Raw genomic sequence first — 18,327 nt, 5'->3', positions numbered from 1 at the left:
GTGGTGGAGACGTCGATGCCCACGCGGATGTCGGCGCGGGCGGGCAGGGCGGCGAACGATGCGAGCAGAAGGGCAGCGGACAGCAGGGTGGCGCGGTTGAGCGGGTGGGGCACGGGCAGTCTCCTCGGTGTCTTTGCGTTTCTTGTGTTTTTGTATTTTTTGCATGGTTGGTTTGGCGCATCCCCTCCCGGAATTCGCCGCCACCATGTATCGGCAATTGTAAATCGGCGGCGGCTAGCTACCGCTCTCGCCGCGCCGATACGTCCCCGGCGCACTGCCGGTCCACGCCTTGAACGCGCGCTGGAATGACGCGCTGTCGGTAAATCCCAGTTCTTGTGCCAGCGCGGCCAGGGCCACCGTGGAGGTGTTCAGCCGGACGATCGCGATATCGCGGCGCAGCTCGTCCTTCAGCGCCTGGAACGAGGTGCCTTCCGTGGCCAGGCGGCGTTGCAGCGTGGAGGTCGACATATGCAGCGCATCGGCGGTAGCGGCAAGATCGGGCCAGGCGGGCTGCGTGCGCTGCAGGTGGCCGCGCACGCGCGCGCTGGTCATCTCTTCACGGCGGCGCGGCATGATGACATTGGCCTGCGCCTGGGCCAGGAAGTCCCACAACGCGGCCTCATCCCGGCGTACCGGGCTCTCGAGCCGCACGGCGTCGAACCAGATGGCCGTGCGCGGTTGCCCGAAATTCAGCTGCGCGGGAAAGACCTTGCCATAGCTGCCCACATGCGGCGGGCATTCGAAGGCAAAGTCAAAGCGCGCGGCCGGCAGTCGCCCGCCGGCCAGCCAGGCCAGCAGGCGCCAGAACACGCGTAACAGCATCTCGTCCAGGAAGCCAGGCCGTGCCTGCGCGGCGTGGGTGAAGTGCAGGGCGAGGCCGGCCAGGCCGGCCTCGCGCACCGGCACCAGCTCAATGTCGTCCTGCACCAGCCGGAAGGTGCGCGCAATGCGCCGGATGGCCGTCTCCAGGTCGGGCGCGCCCAGCGCCGAGCGCGCCGTCAGGGCGAAGCTGCCAGGCTTGAGCGGGCGCGACAGCAAGCCCAAGCCCTCGTCGCCGAGGCGGTCGATCAGCGAGCGGAACAGCGCGATGTACTGGGCCCCGGTGACGCGCGCGCCGGCTTCCCGGAGCAGATCCGGCGCGATGCCGGCGTCGGCCAGGTACACGTCGCAGGACTGGCCGCGGGCCCGCACCCCGGCCAGCATGCCGTGCACTAAGGCGATCGAGATGGTGACCGGGGGAGGTGGCATGGAGCGGGCGGGCGTGGTGGGTTGAGGTCTTCTGCCATGCATTCGGGGCGATGCGCAATTGCACGCTCAGCCGCGCGTTTCTACCATGGGCAGCACAAACAATACAAGACGCCAACGCTTTCACGCAACGCGACGGAGACAACCATGTACCTCACCCAGGCCCTGCATCGTGCAGTGCAGCAACACCCCGAACGCATCGCGGTGCGCTACGGCGAGCGCCAGCGCAGCTTCCGCCAGCTGGCCGAGCGCGTGGCACGCCTGGCTGGCGCCTTGCGCAAGCTGGGCATGCAAAGCGGCGACCGCGTTGCCATGCTATCGCTGAATTCCGACCGCTTCCTCGAGTACCAGATGGCGGTGCCCTGGGCCGGCGGCGTGCTCAACCCCTGCAATACCCGCTGGTCGGCGGCGGAGATCCTGTACTCGCTGGACGACTCGGGCTCGACCATCCTGCTGGTCGACGAGACGTTCCGTGCGCTCGCCGTGCAGCTTCGCCGCGACGCCGCGACGCTGCGCGAGCTGATCTACTGCGGCGACGGCGAAGTGCCTGCCGGCATGCATGGCTACGAGGCGCTGCTGGCCAATGCCGCGCCGGTACCCGATGCCGTGCGGCGCGACGAGGACCTCGCCGGCATCTTCTATACGGGTGGCACCACGGGGTTTCCCAAGGGGGTCATGCTGAGCCACGCCAACCTGTGCGCCTCCGGCCTGGCACTGCGCGCGGAAGGACTGGCCACGCCGGGCGGCACCTACCTGCACGCCGCGCCGATGTTCCACCTGGCCGACATGGGGCTGGCGATGCCGCAATGGATGGAGGGCAACACGCACGCGATCATCCCGGCGTTCAACCCGGAGCTGGTGCTCGATACGCTGGAGCGCGACCGTGTGACCCATATGCTGCTGGTGCCGACCATGATCCAGATGATGGTCGATCACCCGGCGATGAAAAAGCCGCGCGACCTGAGCGCACTGCAGGCCATCTTCTATGGTGCCTCGCCGATCTCCGAAGCGGTGCTGGAGCGCGCCATGGCCGCGCTGCCGGGCGTTGGCTTCGTGCAGGCCTACGGCATGACGGAGCTGTCGCCGCTGGCGACCATCAACCCCGCCTGGTATCACACCGCCGAAGGGCGCGCACAAGGCAAGCTGCGCGCCGCCGGCCGCGCCAGCTACACCTCCGAAGTCCGCATTGTCGACGGCGAAGGCCGCGAAGTACCGCGCGGCACCGTGGGCGAGGTGGCGGTGCGCGGGCCCACCGTGATGCAAGGCTACTGGAACAAGCCGGAGCAGACCGCCGCCGCCGTGCGCGACGGGTGGATGCACACCGGCGATGGCGGCTACATGGACGAGGATGGCTTCATCTTTATTGTCGACCGCCTGAAGGACATGATCGTCAGCGGCGGCGAGAACGTGTATTCCGCCGAGGTGGAGAACGCGCTTGCCCTGCATCCCGCCGTGGTCGCCAGTGCCGTGATCGGCGTGCCGAGCGCCGAGTGGGGCGAGGCCGTGCACGCCGTGGTGGTGGGCCGGCCGGGCACGTCCGCCACGGCTGGCGAACTCATCGACCACTGCAAGACGCTGATCGCCGGCTACAAATGCCCGCGCAGCGTGGAGTTCCGCGACGCCCTGCCTTTGTCCGGCGCCGGCAAGATCCTCAAGATCGAACTGCGCAAGCCCTTCTGGGAAGGGCAGCAGCGGCAGGTGGGCTGATTCATCCATACGCAATACAACAAGGAGTCACCATGACCTCATCCGTGATCGTTGCCGGCGCCGGCATGATTCCATTTACCAAGCCAGGAGCGAGCGAGCCGTATCCGCAGATGGTGGCCAAGGCCGTGCGTGCGGCGCTGGCCGATGCCGGCGTCGAGTACGCCAGCGTGCAGCAGGCCTACGCCGGCTACGTCTACGGCGACTCCACCGCAGGCCAGCGTGGGCTGTACGAAGTCGGCATGACCGGCATCCCGGTGGTCAACGTCAACAACAATTGCTCGACCGGCTCTACCGCCCTGTACCTGGCCCGCCAGGCGGTGGCCAGCGGCATGGCCGATTGCGTGCTGGCTTTCGGCTTCGAGCAGATGATGCCGGGCGCGCTGGGCTCGGTGTTCAACGACCGCCCCAGCCCCTTCGAGCGCTTTGACGCGCTGGCGGCCGAGCTGACCGATGTCGAGCTGCCGCTCGCGTTGCGCTACTTTGGCGGCGCGGGCCTCGCGCATATGCAGGAGTTTGGCACCAAGGTCGAGACCTTTGCCAAGATACGCGCCAAGGCCAGCCGCCACGCCGCCAACAATCCGCTGGCGCTGTTTCGCAACGTGGTGACCGAGGCGGAAGTGATGGCCGCGCCGATGCTCTGGCCCGGCGTGATGACCCGGCTGATGGCCTGCCCGCCGACCTGCGGCGCGGCGGCGGCGATCCTGGTTTCCGAGGCGTTCGCGAAGAAGCACGGCCTTGACGCGACGGTACGCATCCGCGCCCAGGCCATGACCACCGATACACCCGACAGCTTCGCCACGCGCGATATGCGAGACGTGGTCGGTTTCGGCATGACGCGCAGCGCCGCCCGGCAGGTGTACGAGGCCGCGGGTGTCGGGCCGGAGGATATCGGCGTCGTGGAACTGCACGACTGCTTTGCCCATAACGAGCTGATCAGCTACGAGGCGCTTGGCCTGTGCCCCATCGGCGGCGCGGAGAAGTTCGTGGTCGATGGCGACAACACCTATGGCGGCAAGGTGGTCACCAATCCCTCCGGCGGCCTGTTGTCGAAGGGCCATCCGCTCGGCGCCACGGGCCTGGCGCAATGCACGGAACTGGTCGGGCAACTGCGCGGGCGCGCCGGTGCGCGGCAGGTGGACGGCGCCCGGCTGGCGCTGCAGCACAACCTGGGCCTGGGCGGCGCCTGCGTCGTCACCCTGTACGAGCGAGTCTGATCGTGGTCGACAAGAAATGGATTGGCTTTGAGATCGGCAGCTCGGTGCTGCCGGTCGAACGCGGCCGGCTGAAGTTCTTCGCCAAGGCCATCGGCGAGACCAGCCCGGTCTACCTCGACGAGTCCGCCGCGCGCGACGCGGGCTATGCCGACCTGCCGGCGCCGCCCACCTTTCTCTTTACCGCCGAGCTCGATTCGGGAGCGATGTTTGGCCTGCTCGACCGGCTTGGCGTGCCGATCCAGAACGTGCTGCATGGCGAGCAGAGCTTCGAGTATCTCGGCCCCATCGTGGCCGGCGATACGGTGACGGTCACCTCCCGGATCAAGGACATCTACGACAAGAAGGGCGGCGTGCTCGAATTCATCGAGACCGAATCGCAGGTGACGAACCAGCGCGGCGAGCCCGTGGCCAGGCTGCGGTCGCTGACCGTGGTGCGCAACTGAAGGAGCGGACATGACCGACATGATGGCGTTGACATCCCCTGGTTTCGATTCGGTGCAGGTCGGCGACACACTGCCCGAACTGACGCTGCCCCCGGTGGACCGCCGCACGCTCGCGCTGTTTGCCGGTGCCTCCGGCGATCACCACCCGATCCACATTGACCTCGACTTCGCGCGCCGCGCCGGCATGCCGGACGTGTTCGCGCACGGCATGCTGGGCATGGCCTGGCTGGGCCGACTGCTGACCGGCTGGGCGCCGCAAGCCCGGCTGCGCCGCTTCGATGTGCGCTTCCAGGGCATCACGCACCTGGGCAACGTGATCCACTGCGGCGGCCGCGTGCTCGAGAAGCTCGACGTCAACGGCGAGCGCTGCGTGCGCATCGAGGTGCACAGCGCCAACCAGTTCGGACAAACCAAGATCGTGGGCGAGGCGCTGGTCGCGCTGCCCTGAACCTGAGCCTGAACCCGAACCCGAACCCGAACCTGACTGCAGGAGACACACCCATGACGCGCAAACTCGAAGGCAAGATTGCCCTCATCACCGGCTCGGGCCGTGGCATTGGCCGCGCGATCGCGCTCAAGCTGGCTAGCGAAGGCGCCCGCATCGTCGTCAACGATCTCGATGCCGAACCGGCCGAGGAAGTGGTACAGGCCATCCGCGCTGCCGGTGGCGAGGCGCTGGCCTGCGTTGGCAGCGTGACCGCGCCGGACTTTGCCGAGCGCTTTATCGGCACCGCCGTCAATGCGTACCAGGGCCTGGACATCATCGTCAACAATGCGGGCTACACCTGGGACAACGTGATCCAGAAGATGACCGACGAGCAGTGGTACGCCATGCTCGACTGCCACCTCACGGCGCCGTTCCGCATCTTGCGCGCCGCGCAGCCGGTGCTGCGCGGGCTGGTCAAGGCCGAAACCGAGGCCGGTCGGCGCGTGGTGCGCAAGGTGATCAACACGTCCTCGGTGGCTGGGCTGTTCGGCAATGCCGGCCAGGCCAACTATGCCACCGCCAAGGCCGGCATCGTTGGCATGACGCAGACGCTGGCCAAGGAATGGGGCCGCATGAATGTCACCGTCAACTGCGTGGCCTATGGCCTGATCAAGACCCGGCTGACAGGCAGCACCGCGGACCAGGCCACCGCCAGTATCGAAGGCCGGGAGATCAAGGTCGGCGTCAACCCGGACCTGATGGCCGCGATGGAGCGAGGCATTCCGCTGGGACGCGGCGGCACCCCGGACGAGGCGGCGGGCGCCGTGTACATGTTCTGCATCCCGGAGTCGGACTATGTAAGCGGCCAGACGCTGATGTGCAGCGGCGGCCTGACGGGGATCTGAGCCATGCTGCCGCAACCGTACCGCCATCAATGGATGGATGCAGACATCGAAGCCTTTCGCGAGCAGGTGCGCCGCTATGTCGCCGGCGAGCTGGCGCCGCACCTGGACGGCTGGCGCCGCCAGGGCTACATCCCGCGCGAGGTCTGGGGCCCCTTCGGGCAGATGGGCTTCCTGCTGCCCGAAATGGATGAGGCCTATGGCGGCGCGGGCGCCAGCCTGGCCTACCAGTGCGTGGTGCAGGACGAGCTGGCCAAGGCCGAGGTGCCCGCCAACACCGCCGTGCACACCATCGCCGCGCACTACATCCTGGACTACGGCACCGAGGCGCAGAAGCAGCGCTGGCTGCCCAGGCTCGCCAGCGGCGACATGCTGGCCGGTATCGCGTTGACCGAACCCGGCTGCGGCTCCGACCTCCAGGCGCTAAACAGCCGTGCCCGGCGCGAGGGTGGCGACTACGTGATCGATGGCGCCAAGACCTTCATCACCAACGGCTTTACCGCCAACCTGCTGGTGGTGGCGGTGCGCACCGGCGAAGCCGGCAGCCGGGGCGTGTCGCTGGTGGTGCTGGAGACGGAGAACCTGGCAGGCTTCCGGGTAGGGCGGCGGCTGGAGAAGCTGGGCCAGCATGCATCGGACACCGCCGAGCTGTCCTTCGACAGCGTGCGGGTGCCGGCGGATTGCCTGCTGGGCGGGGTGGAGGGCAGGGGCTTTGCCCAACTGATGAGCCAGCTCCCGTACGAACGGATGCTGCTTGCCGTGCCCGCCGCCGCCGTGATCGAGCGCGCGGTGGCGCTGACGCTCGACTACACGCAGCAGCGCAAGGCCTTCGGCCAATCGCTGTACGATTTCCAGAACACGCGCTTCAAGCTCGCCGAGTGCGCCACGCTGGCGCACGTGGTGCGCAGCTTCGTCAACGACTGCATCCAACGCCTGCTTGACGGCACGCTGGACGACACGGCGGCCTACATGGCCAAGTGGTGGTGCACCGAGCAGCAGGGCAAGGTCACCGACGAATGCCTGCAACTGTTCGGTGGCTACGGCTACATGATGGAATACCCGATCGCGCGCCTGTATGCCGACGCGCGCGTACAGCGCATCTACGGCGGCGCCAATGAGATCATGAAGGAACTCATCGCGCGCAAGCTCGCGGCATGATGGCGCGGATCGATCTCAGGCATCGCAAGCGTCTCAAGCAAGTATGGAGGAACCCATGCAGCAATCGGAAGGGGTGAGCTGGGGCGTGGCCGGCCATATCGGCCGCATCACGTTGTGCCGGCCTGAGCACGCGAATTCGCTTACGCTCGCGGCAAGCCGGGCGCTGGTGCGCGCCATCGGCGAAGTCCTGGAAAGCCAGCCGCGCGTGGTGCTGCTGGCGGCGCAAGGCCGCATCTTCTGCGCCGGCGGCAATATCGACGAGTTCGCCGCCGCGGGGACGGCGCTGGACACGCTGGTGGACGACATCCTCACCCCGCTGCACCCTGCGTTGTACCGGCTGGCCACGGCGCCGATGCCGGTAGTGGCGGCGCTCGGCGGGCCAGTGGCCGGCGCGGGCATCGGCCTGGCGCTGTGCGCCGATTTCGTGCTCGGCGCAGCGTCGACGGCGCTGCGCACCGGCTACGCCGCGATCGGCCTGTCGCCCGATGCCGGTGCTTCGTATTTCCTGGCCCGGCGCGTCGGCGCGTTGCGGGCGCAGCAGTGGCTGATGCTCGGTGAGACGATCGACGCGCAGCGCTGCCTGCAGCATGGCGTGATCGATGCCTTGCACCCGGACGCCGAACTGGCCGATGCCGCCGAGGCACTGGTGGCGCGGCTGGCTGGCGCGGCCGGCGGGTCGCTGGACGCGATCAAGCGTCTGTGCAGCGGGCTGCCGGCGCGCGGGTTGCAGGAGCACCTGGCGCTGGAGCACCAGTTGCTCGCGGCCTGTGCGAGCAGTGGCGATGCGCGGGAAGGCGTGCGCGCGTTCGTGGAGAAGAGGCCGCCGCGGTTCACGCGGGGCGAGGCGCCCCACTAGCCCACTAGCTTCTTTGCGGTCCACCCTGGCGGCCTCATGCCGCGATGCTTTGCCACAGCAGCGCGCCGTTCAGGAAGAGGATGGCGCCCGCGCTCAGCCACGCCAGCGCCAGAGGCAGGCCGCGCAAGCGCCACGCGCCCATGAGGTCGGCGCGGGAGGCGAACCCGATCAGCGGCAGCACGGCAAGGGGCAGGCTCACGCTGAGCACTGCCTGGCTGGCCACCAGCAGTTCCGCCGAGCCATGCTGGCCGAAGATGCCGACCGCAACCAGGGCCGGCGCGATCGCCAGGCCGCGCGTCAGCAGCGCGCGGCGCACGCGCGACATGCGCAGGTTGAGAAAGCCCTCCATCACCGCCTGCCCGGCGAGCGTGCCGGTGAGGGTGGAGTTGAGGCCGCACGCGAGCAGCGCGGCGGCGAACAGCAGGCTGGCCCATTGGGAATGCAGCAGCGGGTCGAGCAAGCGGTGCGCGTCGGCCAGGTCCGATACGTCGGTCATGCCGCCGGCGTGGAACACGGCCGCTGCCACGATCAGCAGCGCGGCATTGATCAGGAAGGCGAAGGTGAGCGAGCCGAAGGTGTCCATGCTGACGCCGCGCAGCGCCTGCACCAGCGCCGGCGCGGCGGCGGGCGAAGGCGGCTGTCCATGCACGGCGCCAGGGCTGTACTTGCGCACCAGTGAAGCGTGCAGGTAAAGGTTGTGCGGCATGACGGTAGCGCCCACGATGCCGGCTGCCAGCCACAGCATGCCCGCATCGCGCACCAGTTCCGGCGTGGGGGCGAAGCCGCCAGCCACCGCCGCCCAGTCGGGCTGCGCCATCGCCAGTTGCGCGACGAAGCACAGCGCCACCAGCAGGATCAGCGTGCCCACCAGCGCTTCCAGCGTGCGCCGTCCTTCGCGGTGCACGGCCAGCATGGCCACGGTGGCTGCCGCCGAGATCAGCACGCCGGCCCACAGGTTCACGTGCAGCAGCAGTTGCAGCGCCACGGCGCAGCCGACCACCTCGGCCACGTCGCAGGCGATGATGGCGATCTCGCTGCCCACCCACAGGGTGAGCACGATGGGCCGGGAGAAACGTTCCCGGCTGAGCTGCGCCAGGTCACGCCCGGTGACCACGCCGACGCGCGCGGCAATCCACTGCAGCAGCATGGCGACGAGACTGGACGCGGCGATGACCGCCAGCAGGTTGTAGCCGTACTTGGCGCCGCCGGAGATGGCAGTGGCCCAGTTGCCGGGATCCATGTAACCGACCGCGACCAGGGTGCCGGCGCCCAGATAGGCCAGGCGCGGCACCGGCGGCGGGGCGAGCCGCAGGCTGGCGGGCAGGGTGAGTGGATCGCGGGTCGGCGGCATGGCTGGCGTGTGCGTGATGTAGACGGGGTTCGGCGTTGGGTGTTCGGTGCTTGATTGTTGTCGCTGCGGTGCGATAGATCAAATTGTAAATGCAAATCACTCGTATTTATAAGGGCTATATGGCTACATGGAAACCCGACGCCGATGGATTATTTGTGGCGAAAAATGCGCGCCGGCTTAATGCGAGATTTAGGCGAGATTTAGGCGAGATGCTGCTCGCGCACTTCATCGAAGGCGTTGCGCCAAGTTGCGCATGGCAGGCGAGCGGCAGGGATATAGAGTGATCCAGGCAAGCAACGAGATCCGTCATGGAAACCTATCCCAGCCGCTACGATTTTCCGAGGACCGTGGAGCGCCTGCTCGCGGCATTCAAAGACAAGGGCATGACGATCTTCGCGCGGATCGACCATGCCGAGGCGGCACGCAACGCCGGGCTGGCGATGCCGCCGACGCAGGTGCTGATCTATGGCAACCCCAAGGGGGGAACGCCGCTGATGCTCGCGGCACCCAGCGTTGCGCTGGATTTGCCCCTGCGCGTACTGGTGCGCGATGACGGCCAGGGCGGCACCTGGGTGAGCTTCCACGCCGCCGCGGAACTGGAAAGCGCTCACCCGTTGCCGGCCGGCAGCGCCGCGCCGCTGGCCGCGGCGCAGCGGCTGATTCTTGACACGGTGGGCGCGCAAGGCGCCCCGGGATGATTTACCCGGCCAGGCCCTTGTTCGGGTTGATCAGGTACTTCTCACCCGTCGCGCGCTTGTTGTAGACGGCGATCACGTCCAGGTCCAGCACCTCGGCCAGCGAGATCTCCTTCGAGTAATGGCTGGCAAAGGTGGTCTTCAGCTCCGCCACCACGCGTTGCTTGAGTTCGCTGGCCCGCTCGCGCCCGATCTTTTGCAGGAACGGGAACAGCAGCCAGCCGCCCATGCCCCACGCCATGCCGAAGTTGCGGTTGAATTCGGTCGGGCTGGTGTCCAGGCCGCCGTAGAGGTAGACCTGCTTGTGGGTGGTCGAGCCATAGCGGCTGTATTCGCGCGCCGTCTTGTTCAAGGCCGCTTCCATGCAGGTGAGGATCTGGCCGCCGAGCTTGCCGCCGCCCGTGGCATCGAACGCGATCGTTGCGCCAGTGGCGACGAGCGCCTCGGTGAGGTCCTGCATGAACGTGGGCGACGCGGCGTTGCAGACGTAGACCGCGCCCTGTGCCTTGAGCAGGTCAGCCTGCTCTTGCTTGCGCACGATGTTCACCAGCTTGATGCCATCCTTGAGGCAGATCTGGTTGAGCATCTGGCCCAGGTTGGAAGCCGCGGCGGTGTGCACCAGGGCGCTATGCCCTTCGCGCCGCATGGTCTCGACCATGCCCAGCGCGGTGAGCGGGTTGACGAACGACGACGCGCCATCGGCGGGCGTGGCGCCTTCGGGCAGGACCAGGCACTGGTCCGCCGGAATGCAGCGGTACTGCGAGTACATCGCGCCGCCGATGGCAGCCACGGTCTTGCCCAGCAACGCTTGCGCCGCCGGGGACGAGCCTGCATCGACAACCACGCCCGCGCCCTCATTGCCAACCGGCATGGACGCATCCATGCGGCCTGCCATGCTGCGCATCGCGCCTTCCGGGACGCGCGCGGTGACCACGGGGCGCTCCGCCGTGCCGCTGGCCTTGGCCGTGCTCATGTCGGCCGCACCGAACAGCAGGCCGAGATCGGACGGGTTGAGGGGAGAGGCTTCAATGCGGATGAGCACTTCATCCGGGCCGGGGTTCGGGGTGTCGATGCTGTCTAGCGACAGTTCGAGTTCACCGCTGCTCTTGATTAGCGAACGAAGTTGAAGTGCGGCGTGCATTCGATGTCTCCTTGGTAAGTCGGTTTGCGGTGAGCGGGGCGGCCGCGTGAGGCCGTTTTCGCCAGCAGTCAGCAATGTAGCAAAGTCCTGTGAAAGACGTACCGGACCGGAAATCCAGGTCATGCGCCTGCCGAGTTGCCGTCATGCATCGCGCTGATAGAGGCGGATCAATGTGCACGCGTCCCCGCGCTTGTCCTCCTTGACACCCTGAACCTTTCAACCTAGAGTTTGCCTGCAGATCTAGATAAGAGACCATCTGTAGGATGGTCTCTTCCTGCGTGCAGCTTGCTGCGGCCTCTTACAGAAATAAAACAAGGAGACCGCTGTGCAATCCACGATCAAGATCCGTGGCATCGATGATGTCATCGCATTTATTGATTCCTGCCCAGGCATAAAAGGTAGAGCCGGCCTCATCTGGTGGCTCGCGCTGGGGGGACTGTTCCTTGACGCATTTTCCAATTCCGCATTGAGCGCCGGGCTCGGGCCCATGACGCGCAACCTGCAGCTTGCCGCTTCGCAGGTTGCGCTGCTGACGTCCTTTGCTTCGTGGGTGGCTATCGCCTTCAATCCCATCGGCGGATGGATGGCGGACCGCTGGGGCCGCATTCGCCCGCTGATCATCGCGAAATTCCTGGCGGTGATTGGCGCGCTGCTGGTGGTGTTCGCGCCTGGCTTCGAAGTGATCCTCGTCGGGCGCTTCTTTGTCGGCGCCGCCTACGGCATCGACTTCGCCATCGCCATGGCAGTGCTGGCCGAGTTCACGCCCGTCAGGCTGAAGAGCCGGCTCAATACGTGGCAGGGCATGTGGTACACCGCGGTCTGCAGCAATTTGCTGCTGGCGTTGTTGTTCCATTCGTGGAATGTGGGCGACGCCATCTGGCGCTACTCGGTTGCGGCCACCGCCATCTTCGGGATTGGCATCCTGGTACTGCAGCTTGCGTTCCTGGTGGAGAGCCCGATCTGGCTGGCGCGCAAGGAGCGGCTGGCCGACGCCGCCAAGGCAATGACGCGGATCTATGGCCGGCCCTTTGTCGCTGCGCCGGTGGAGGAGCGCCTGCCGGTGCTGAACCAGGCAAAGCGCGGGCTGGCCAATGTGCTGCTGATCTTTCGCGGTGTGTACCTGCCGCGCACCGTGCTTGCGGCGACGGTGCAGATCGGGCAATCCATCCAGTATTTCGCGGTGGGCTGGTATCTGCCGCTGATCAGCGCGGCGCTGTTCGGCAAGGACTTTGTCTACGCCACGGTGGGTGCGCTGGTCTTCAACGTCTTTGGCATCCTGGGTGGCTTCATGTCGCCGCTGATCGGGCGCAAGCTGGGTCTGCGCCGTGCTTCGGCCTTTGGTTTCGCCGCCGTCTTCGTCATGCTGCTGATCCTCGGCCTGTTCAACGGCAAGATGCCGATCTGGGTGGCGGTGATCGTGCCGTCGCTGTTCATCCTTTTCCATTCAGGCGGCCCCGGCGCCAACGGCAAGAGCCTTTCGTCGCTGTCGTTTCGCAGCGAACTGCGCGCGGGGGCCAACGGCATCATCGGCGCACTAGGCGCGACCGGCGCCGCACTGGGCCTGTTGATCTTCCCGCTCTTCCGGGAAAAATACGGCCTGGAGACGACCTTTCTCATCCTCTCGGTCGTGCCGCTGGCGGCCAGCATCATCTGCTTTGCCATCAAGTGGGACCCGACGCGCACCACCATCCATCCTGACAACGAAGCCGACGCCCCGCAATTTGGCGGCGACGAGGCGCCGGCCCCGGCGTTCCTCAACCCGGCGATAGAGAAATCCCAACGATGAAGACCAACAGGAACGTCATACTCGCCATCGACGAAGGCACGTCCGGCACGCGCGCGGCCGTGGTTGCCGCCGACGGCCATGTCTCGTGCCTCGAGTACACGACGCTGCAGGTGAACACGCCACGGCCCGGCGTGGTCGAGCAAGATGCCAACGCGATACTGGAAAAGACGATCGCCGTTTGCCGCGCCACCATCGCACGCGCGCGGCAAGCGCAGTTGCGCATCGTCGCGCTGGGCATTGCCACGCAGCGTGCCACCGCCGTGCTGTGGGATACCCGCAGCGGGCGGGCGATCGTGCCCGCCATGGTCTGGCAAGACACGCGCTATGCCGGCGAGCTCGGCGCGCTGGCGCCGGCCTGGGACAAGACGCTGCTCGAGCAGGTCGGGCGCCCGGTCGGCGTGCGTTCTCCCTACCTCTGGGCCGCACGCCATCTGCGGGACACGCCCGAGGTGGCCGAGGCGTTGCGCGCGGGCAGCCTGGCGTTCGGCACCATCGACACCTGGCTGCTCTGGCACCTGTCCACCGAGCGCGCCTGCGTGACCACGCCGACCAACGCCACCTCCGCCAGCGCCTACGTGCTGGCCGGGCACCGCTATCACCTTGGCTGGCTCGATGCGCTGGGTTTCCCGCACGCGCTGCTGCCCGCGCTGCGCCAGGACGCCGACGATTTCGGGCGCACGCGCGCCGCGCTGCTGGGCATCGACGTGCCGATCCTCGCTTGCGCGGGCGACCAGCTTGCCGGCGCCGCGGGGCTCGGATGCCTGGAGCGCGGGCAGTCGATGTGCGTGCACGGCACCGGCAGCTTCGTGGACCTGGTGATCGGGCCGCAGCCACCGGCCAAGGCCGGCCTGTACGACGGCACCCTGACCATGACCGCGCGCCGGCAGCACGATGTCTCGCATCTTTCCGTGGAGACCTTCGTCGCCACCACGGGCTCCGCGCTGAACTGGGTCTGCGAGAAGCTGCGCTGGTTCGAGAGCGCAAAGCAGATCAGCGCGCTGGCCGCCACCGTCGACGCCGCGCGCGGCGTGACCTTCCTGCCCGCGCTCACCGGGCTGCGCGTGCCGCAGATGCAGCCCGAAGCCCGCGCGTCGCTAACGGGCATCTCCATCGCAAGCACGCAGGCCGAGGTGGCCTACGCCATCCTGGAAGGCATCGCGCATGCGGTCTCGTCCTGCATGGAGGCCAACGAGGAAGTCGCCGGCGTGCCCGTGGCCGAACTCATCGTGGGTGGCGGTCTGTCCGGCAGCGACGCGCTGCTGCAGATCCAGGCGGACCTGACCGGCATGCCGATCCGGCGCATGCGCGAGACCGATCGCGCCAGCTTGCGCGGCATCGCCTTCTTCGCGGGCTCGTCAGGGCTGCTGTGGGACTCGCTGCAGGACGCCCGCGTGACCAATGAAACCGATGCCGTGTTCGAGCCACGCCTTGGCGCCGACCAACGCGGCGAGCGCCGCGCGCTCTGGCACGCACGGGTCGCGTCCGAGTTGCGCCACGCGCAATCCTTCCATCACCACTGACCAGCCAGGAGATCGCCGAAACATGATGGTTTTTCCATCCAGAAGTCCCAGCCGGGACCGCGCCGGGATGACATCCACCGAACCGCTGCGTCTGGCGCGCCAGGCGCAGCTTGATCGACTTGGCAGCGAGACCTTCGACATCCTCATCGTCGGCGGCGGCGTGACCGGCGCCTACGCCGCGCTGGATGCCAGCCTGCGCGGCTATCGCGTCGCCCTGGTGGAGAAGAACGACTTTGCCTCCGGCACGTCGTCCAAGTCCTCCAAGATGGTGCATGGCGGGTTGCGCTACATCGAGCAGGGCAACCTCGGGCTGGTCCGTCATTCCTTGCTGGAGCGCCAACGCCTGCGCAGGAACGCGCGGCACCTGGTGCAGCGCCTGCCGTTCCTGTTTCCCGTGATGGAGAAGGATGGCGTGTTCGACAAGCGTCTGTCCAAGGCATTCGAGAGCCTGCTCTGGACCTACGACCTGGCGGGCGGCTGGCGCGAAGGCATCCTGCATCAAAAGCTCACCAAGGCCGAGGTGCTGTCGCATTGCCCGACCTTCAACGAGGAGAACCTGCTCGGCGGCTTCATGTACTTCGATGCGCGCGTGGACGATGCCAGGCTCACGCTGAACATCGCCCGCACCGCGGCCTTTCACGGCGCGGCAGTGGTCAACCACGCCAAGGTGGTGGAGATCACGCGCAACGGCCACGGCAAGGTCGACGGCGCCATCATTCATGCCGGGGATCGAGAGATCCGCGCCAGGGCCGGCGTCGTCGTCATGGCCACCGGCGTGTGGCTGCGTGACTGGACCGGGCGCAAGAAGGGCGAGGAAAAGACGCTGCATATCCGCCCGGCCAAGGGCGTGCACGTGGCCATTCCCTGGCTCAAGGTCCGCAACGACTGCACCGTGACCATCCCCGTGCCGGGGCGCAACCGCCGCGCCACCATCACGCGCTGGGGCAACGTCTCCTACCTGGGCACCACGGACGAAGACTACGAGGGCGATCTCGACAACGTCTGCTGCACCCGCGAGGAACTCGACTTCCTGCTGGACGGCGCGCGCTGGGCGTTGAAGACCGACCTGCAGGCCGAAGACGTGCTCGGCAGCATCGCGGGCTGCCGGCCGCTGGTGGCGCCGCCGGGGGCCAAGACGCTGGAGATCAAGCGCAACCATGAGATCCATACCGCCGCCGATGGCCTTGTCACCATTGTCGGGGGCAAGCTGACCACCTCCCGGCACATGGCTGAGCAAACCATCGACGCGGCCCAGAAAGTGATTGGCCAGCGCAACAGATGCCAGACCAAGTCCGCGTACCTGCTGGGTGCCGCGGGATACGACGCGCAGGCCATCGTGGCATCGGGCGGCTTGTCCGCCCACCTGGGCGAGCGTTATGGCACGGAAGCCCGCTTTGTCAGCGACATCCTGCAGGCCGATGCGCGCCTGCAGGCACCGATCGTCGAAGGGCTTCCCTATACCGAAGCCGAGATCGTCTACGCCGCGCGCCACGAGCTGGCGGGGAGCGTGGACGATGTGCTCTCGCGCCGCATCCGCGCCCGCCTGATGGCGCGCGATGCCTCGGCGCGCGCCGCGTCCCGCGTGGGCGCAATCCTGCAGGCCGAGCTTGGCCTGTCCGAATCCGTGGTGGCGCAGCAGGTCAATGACTACCTCGCTGCCGTCGCACATGAAAAATCCGTTCTACTGGGAGATGCACAATGATCAGCAAGGAAGCCATCAAGCGCGGCTACAACCGTGGCAACTATGTCGTCGGCGCGCACACGCCGCCGGCCTATGCGGCCACCATCAAGGAAACCTCCGGCATGCCCGGCCTGCAGCGCAACGCTGTTGGCGTGGACGCCGCGCACATCGATACGCTGCGCGGCGTGGCCGATGAGGTGCTGACCGATTCCACCAGCGTGGTGGCCTGGACGCGCGACTGGTGGGCCGGTTCCATGATGACCGAGACCGCGGGCCGGCCGGCCACGCCGCAGGCCGTCATCGTGCGCGTGTCCACGATCGCGCAGATCCAGGCCGTCATGCGGATCGCGCACGCGGCGGCGATCCCGTTGACGGTGTCGGCGGGCCGCAGCAATGTCACCGGCGCCGCGCTGCCGGTGCGCGGCGGCATCGTGCTGGACGTGTGCGGGCTGAACAAGGTGCTGGGCTTCGACGGGGAAAGCCAGATCGTCGAGGTGGAAGCCGGCCTGTTCGGCGACGTGTTCGAGCAGACCATCCAGAAGGACTACGGCATGACGATGGGCCACTGGCCGTCGTCCTTCGCCATCAGCACTGTGGGCGGCTGGGTGGCGTGCCGGGGTGCCGGGCAGCTCTCCACGCGCTACGGCAAGATCGAGGACATGGTCTTCGGCATGGACGTGGTGCTGGCCGATGGCAGCCTGATCAGCGTGGGCGGCTACTCGCGCGCGGCGCTCGGCTCGGACCTGCAGCAACTGTTCATCGGCTCGGAAGGCACGCTCGGCGTGATCGTGCGCGTGCGCCTCAAGCTGCATCGGCTGCCGGACTACGGCCGCGCCATCGCCTATGGCTTCAAGACCTTCGCCATCGGCCTCGAAGCCTGCCGCGAGATCATGCAGCGTGGCGCCAATCCCGCCGCCCTGCGCCTGTACGACGAGCTTGAGAGCCGCGTGCAGTTCAACCTGCCGGACACCAACGTGCTGCTGATCGCCGACGAAGGCGCGCGCGAGATGGTCGATGCCGTGATGGCCATCAGCGAAGGCGTGTGCAAGGGGCTCGGCGACGCGCTGGACAGCGACGCGATCTTCGAGCGCTGGCTGGATACGCGCTACCTGACCGGCAAGAGCGCCGAAGGCTTCAAGCGCAGCCCCGGCTTTGTCGCCGACACGCTGGAGATGTCCGGCCCCTGGCGCGACCTGCCCGCCATCTACACGGACGTGGTCAAGGCCATCAACGCCGTGCCCGGCACGCTGGCCGGCTCCGCGCACCAGTCGCATGCCTATGTGGACGGCGCCTGCCTGTACTTCTCGCTGCGCGGCGAGGTCGAGGTGGAGAACCGGGCCAAATGGTATCGCCAGGCCTGGGATGCCGCCAACGCGGTGTTGATCAAATACAATGCCGCGTTGAGCCACCATCACGGCATCGGGCTGCTGCGCGCGCCGTATATGCGCGAATCGCTCGGCGGCGCGTTCGCGGTGCTGATGGCGGTCAAGCAGGCGCTGGATCCCAAGAACATCCTCAACCCCGGCAAGCTCGGCCTGACGGACGCGCTGCCCCACGACCCGGATCGGTAAGCACCATGGACAAGTCCCTCGGGGCACGCCTGACACGGCACCCGGTCATCGCGACGCTCTTCGGTGTCGAGCAGGCCGATATCCTGATCGAGAGCCACGCCGAGGTCTGCATCGTTGCCAACGTGGAGCTGCGCAAGCTGCAGCCCGTGGTGGCCACGCTGACCAAGGCCGGCAAGTACGTTATCGTCAATATCGACAGTTGCGAAGGGCTGTAGCAAGACAAGGGCGGCGTCGAGTATCTCGCCGATATCGGGGTGACCAGTCTCGTCTCGACCCGGGTGGCCACCATCCAGCGCGCCAACCGGGCTGGCCTGATCACCATGCAGAAGGTGTTCGTGACCGACCGTTCGACCTGGCCGCGCAGCGTCAAGGCGCTGGAGCAAAGCGATCCCAACCTGGTGCAGCTGATGCCGGCGCCCATGCTCGCGCATCTTTCCACCCAGGACCGCAAGGCACTGCCGCCCATCGTGACCTCGGGGTTCGTCTGCAACAAGGACGACATCCGCAGCGCGATCCGGGAAGGCGCCGTGGCGGTGTCCACCAGCGACAGCAAGCTGTGGAACCTGGCGCCTTCCGAGCTGAAGTCTTGAGGTCTGGCCGAGCGAAAGCACGCCAGCGCGTGCTTTCGCT

At 67.3% G+C, this 18,327-nt stretch carries 16 protein-coding genes and 1 pseudogene; 14 read left to right on the top strand and 3 right to left on the bottom strand.

The features are described from left to right. Positions 1 to 234: 234 nt before the first annotated feature. Positions 235 to 1,248, bottom strand: a complete 1,014-nt coding sequence (locus AC1RWI_RS10610) for an AraC family transcriptional regulator (protein WP_492866217.1) — start codon at positions 1,246 to 1,248, stop codon at positions 235 to 237. Positions 1,249 to 1,392: 144 nt separating this feature from the next. Between AC1RWI_RS10610 and AC1RWI_RS10605 the strand changes: the two genes are divergently transcribed. The 7 genes from AC1RWI_RS10605 to AC1RWI_RS10575 are packed head-to-tail and all read left to right on the top strand — an operon-like array spanning position 1,393 to position 7,952. Next, the gene (locus AC1RWI_RS10605; RefSeq protein WP_043349197.1) at positions 1,393 to 2,952 is read left to right on the top strand and encodes a long-chain-fatty-acid--CoA ligase; all 1,560 of its coding nucleotides are present in this window, start codon (positions 1,393 to 1,395) and stop codon (positions 2,950 to 2,952) included. Positions 2,953 to 2,984: 32 nt separating this feature from the next. Continuing rightward, positions 2,985 to 4,166 (top strand): lipid-transfer protein, encoded by a 1,182-nt coding sequence (locus AC1RWI_RS10600; protein WP_043349194.1) that lies wholly within the window; start codon positions 2,985 to 2,987, stop codon positions 4,164 to 4,166. A gap of 2 nt (positions 4,167 to 4,168) precedes the next feature. After that, entirely contained in the window at positions 4,169 to 4,609 is a 441-nt protein-coding gene (locus AC1RWI_RS10595) for a MaoC family dehydratase N-terminal domain-containing protein (protein ID WP_043349193.1), read from the top strand. 28 nt (positions 4,610 to 4,637) lie between these two features. Next, positions 4,638 to 5,057 (top strand): MaoC family dehydratase, encoded by a 420-nt coding sequence (locus AC1RWI_RS10590; RefSeq protein ID WP_043352275.1) that lies wholly within the window; start codon positions 4,638 to 4,640, stop codon positions 5,055 to 5,057. 53 nt (positions 5,058 to 5,110) lie between these two features. Beyond that, positions 5,111 to 5,941: an SDR family NAD(P)-dependent oxidoreductase gene (locus tag AC1RWI_RS10585; RefSeq protein WP_492866214.1), complete on the top strand. Its 831-nt coding sequence runs from the start codon at positions 5,111 to 5,113 to the stop codon at positions 5,939 to 5,941. 3 nt (positions 5,942 to 5,944) lie between these two features. Next, positions 5,945 to 7,096 carry an acyl-CoA dehydrogenase family protein gene (locus AC1RWI_RS10580; RefSeq protein ID WP_043349187.1) on the top strand — a complete coding sequence of 384 codons (1,152 nt, stop codon included), beginning with the start codon at positions 5,945 to 5,947 and terminating at the stop codon, positions 7,094 to 7,096. Positions 7,097 to 7,151: 55 nt separating this feature from the next. After that, positions 7,152 to 7,952, top strand: a complete 801-nt coding sequence (locus tag AC1RWI_RS10575) for an enoyl-CoA hydratase/isomerase family protein (RefSeq protein ID WP_043352272.1) — start codon at positions 7,152 to 7,154, stop codon at positions 7,950 to 7,952. A 34-nt stretch (positions 7,953 to 7,986) separates the two neighbouring features. Here AC1RWI_RS10575 and AC1RWI_RS10570 read toward each other — a convergent pair whose 3' ends face one another. Further along, positions 7,987 to 9,303 (bottom strand): Nramp family divalent metal transporter, encoded by a 1,317-nt coding sequence (locus AC1RWI_RS10570; protein ID WP_492866212.1) that lies wholly within the window; start codon positions 9,301 to 9,303, stop codon positions 7,987 to 7,989. Positions 9,304 to 9,392: 89 nt separating this feature from the next. On the opposite strand from AC1RWI_RS10570, the gene AC1RWI_RS10565 reads away from it, so the two are divergent. Together AC1RWI_RS10565 and AC1RWI_RS10560 are read left to right on the top strand one after the other, a co-directional pair. Then, positions 9,393 to 9,587 (top strand): hypothetical protein, encoded by a 195-nt coding sequence (locus AC1RWI_RS10565; protein WP_144409842.1) that lies wholly within the window; start codon positions 9,393 to 9,395, stop codon positions 9,585 to 9,587. A gap of 24 nt (positions 9,588 to 9,611) precedes the next feature. After that, positions 9,612 to 10,001: a DUF302 domain-containing protein gene (locus tag AC1RWI_RS10560; RefSeq protein WP_043349181.1), complete on the top strand. Its 390-nt coding sequence runs from the start codon at positions 9,612 to 9,614 to the stop codon at positions 9,999 to 10,001. Position 10,002: 1 nt separating this feature from the next. Here the strand turns inward: AC1RWI_RS10560 and AC1RWI_RS10555 are convergent, their stop codons facing one another. Continuing rightward, positions 10,003 to 11,139 (bottom strand): zinc-binding dehydrogenase, encoded by a 1,137-nt coding sequence (locus AC1RWI_RS10555; RefSeq protein ID WP_043349179.1) that lies wholly within the window; start codon positions 11,137 to 11,139, stop codon positions 10,003 to 10,005. A 325-nt stretch (positions 11,140 to 11,464) separates the two neighbouring features. Here AC1RWI_RS10555 and AC1RWI_RS10550 point away from each other — a divergent pair, with 325 nt between their 5' ends. From AC1RWI_RS10550 to AC1RWI_RS10530, 5 genes and pseudogenes are all read left to right on the top strand, one after another. Further along, positions 11,465 to 12,925, top strand: a complete 1,461-nt coding sequence (locus AC1RWI_RS10550; protein ID WP_043349176.1) for an MFS transporter — start codon at positions 11,465 to 11,467, stop codon at positions 12,923 to 12,925. Further along, a complete protein-coding gene (locus tag AC1RWI_RS10545; protein ID WP_492866209.1) occupies positions 12,922 to 14,445 on the top strand; it encodes an FGGY family carbohydrate kinase in 1,524 nt (507 codons plus the stop codon). Before AC1RWI_RS10550 ends, AC1RWI_RS10545 begins: the two co-directional genes overlap by 4 nt. A gap of 22 nt (positions 14,446 to 14,467) precedes the next feature. Then, positions 14,468 to 16,147: a glycerol-3-phosphate dehydrogenase/oxidase gene (locus tag AC1RWI_RS10540; protein ID WP_492866207.1), complete on the top strand. Its 1,680-nt coding sequence runs from the start codon at positions 14,468 to 14,470 to the stop codon at positions 16,145 to 16,147. Beyond that, on the top strand, positions 16,144 to 17,697 hold the full coding sequence (locus AC1RWI_RS10535; protein ID WP_043349167.1) for an FAD-binding oxidoreductase: 1,554 nt from the start codon (positions 16,144 to 16,146) through the stop codon (positions 17,695 to 17,697). The genes AC1RWI_RS10540 and AC1RWI_RS10535 overlap by 4 nt, the downstream gene beginning before the upstream one ends. Before the next feature lie 5 nt (positions 17,698 to 17,702). Continuing rightward, positions 17,703 to 18,287 (top strand): annotated as a pseudogene (locus tag AC1RWI_RS10530) (glycerol-3-phosphate responsive antiterminator). Positions 18,288 to 18,327: the final 40 nt, after the last annotated feature.

This window comes from Cupriavidus sp. MPR-AND1C (genome assembly GCF_058809705.1).
The sequence above is the reverse complement of the archived record's forward strand: the minus strand, read 5'-3'. Positions and strand labels throughout refer to the sequence as shown.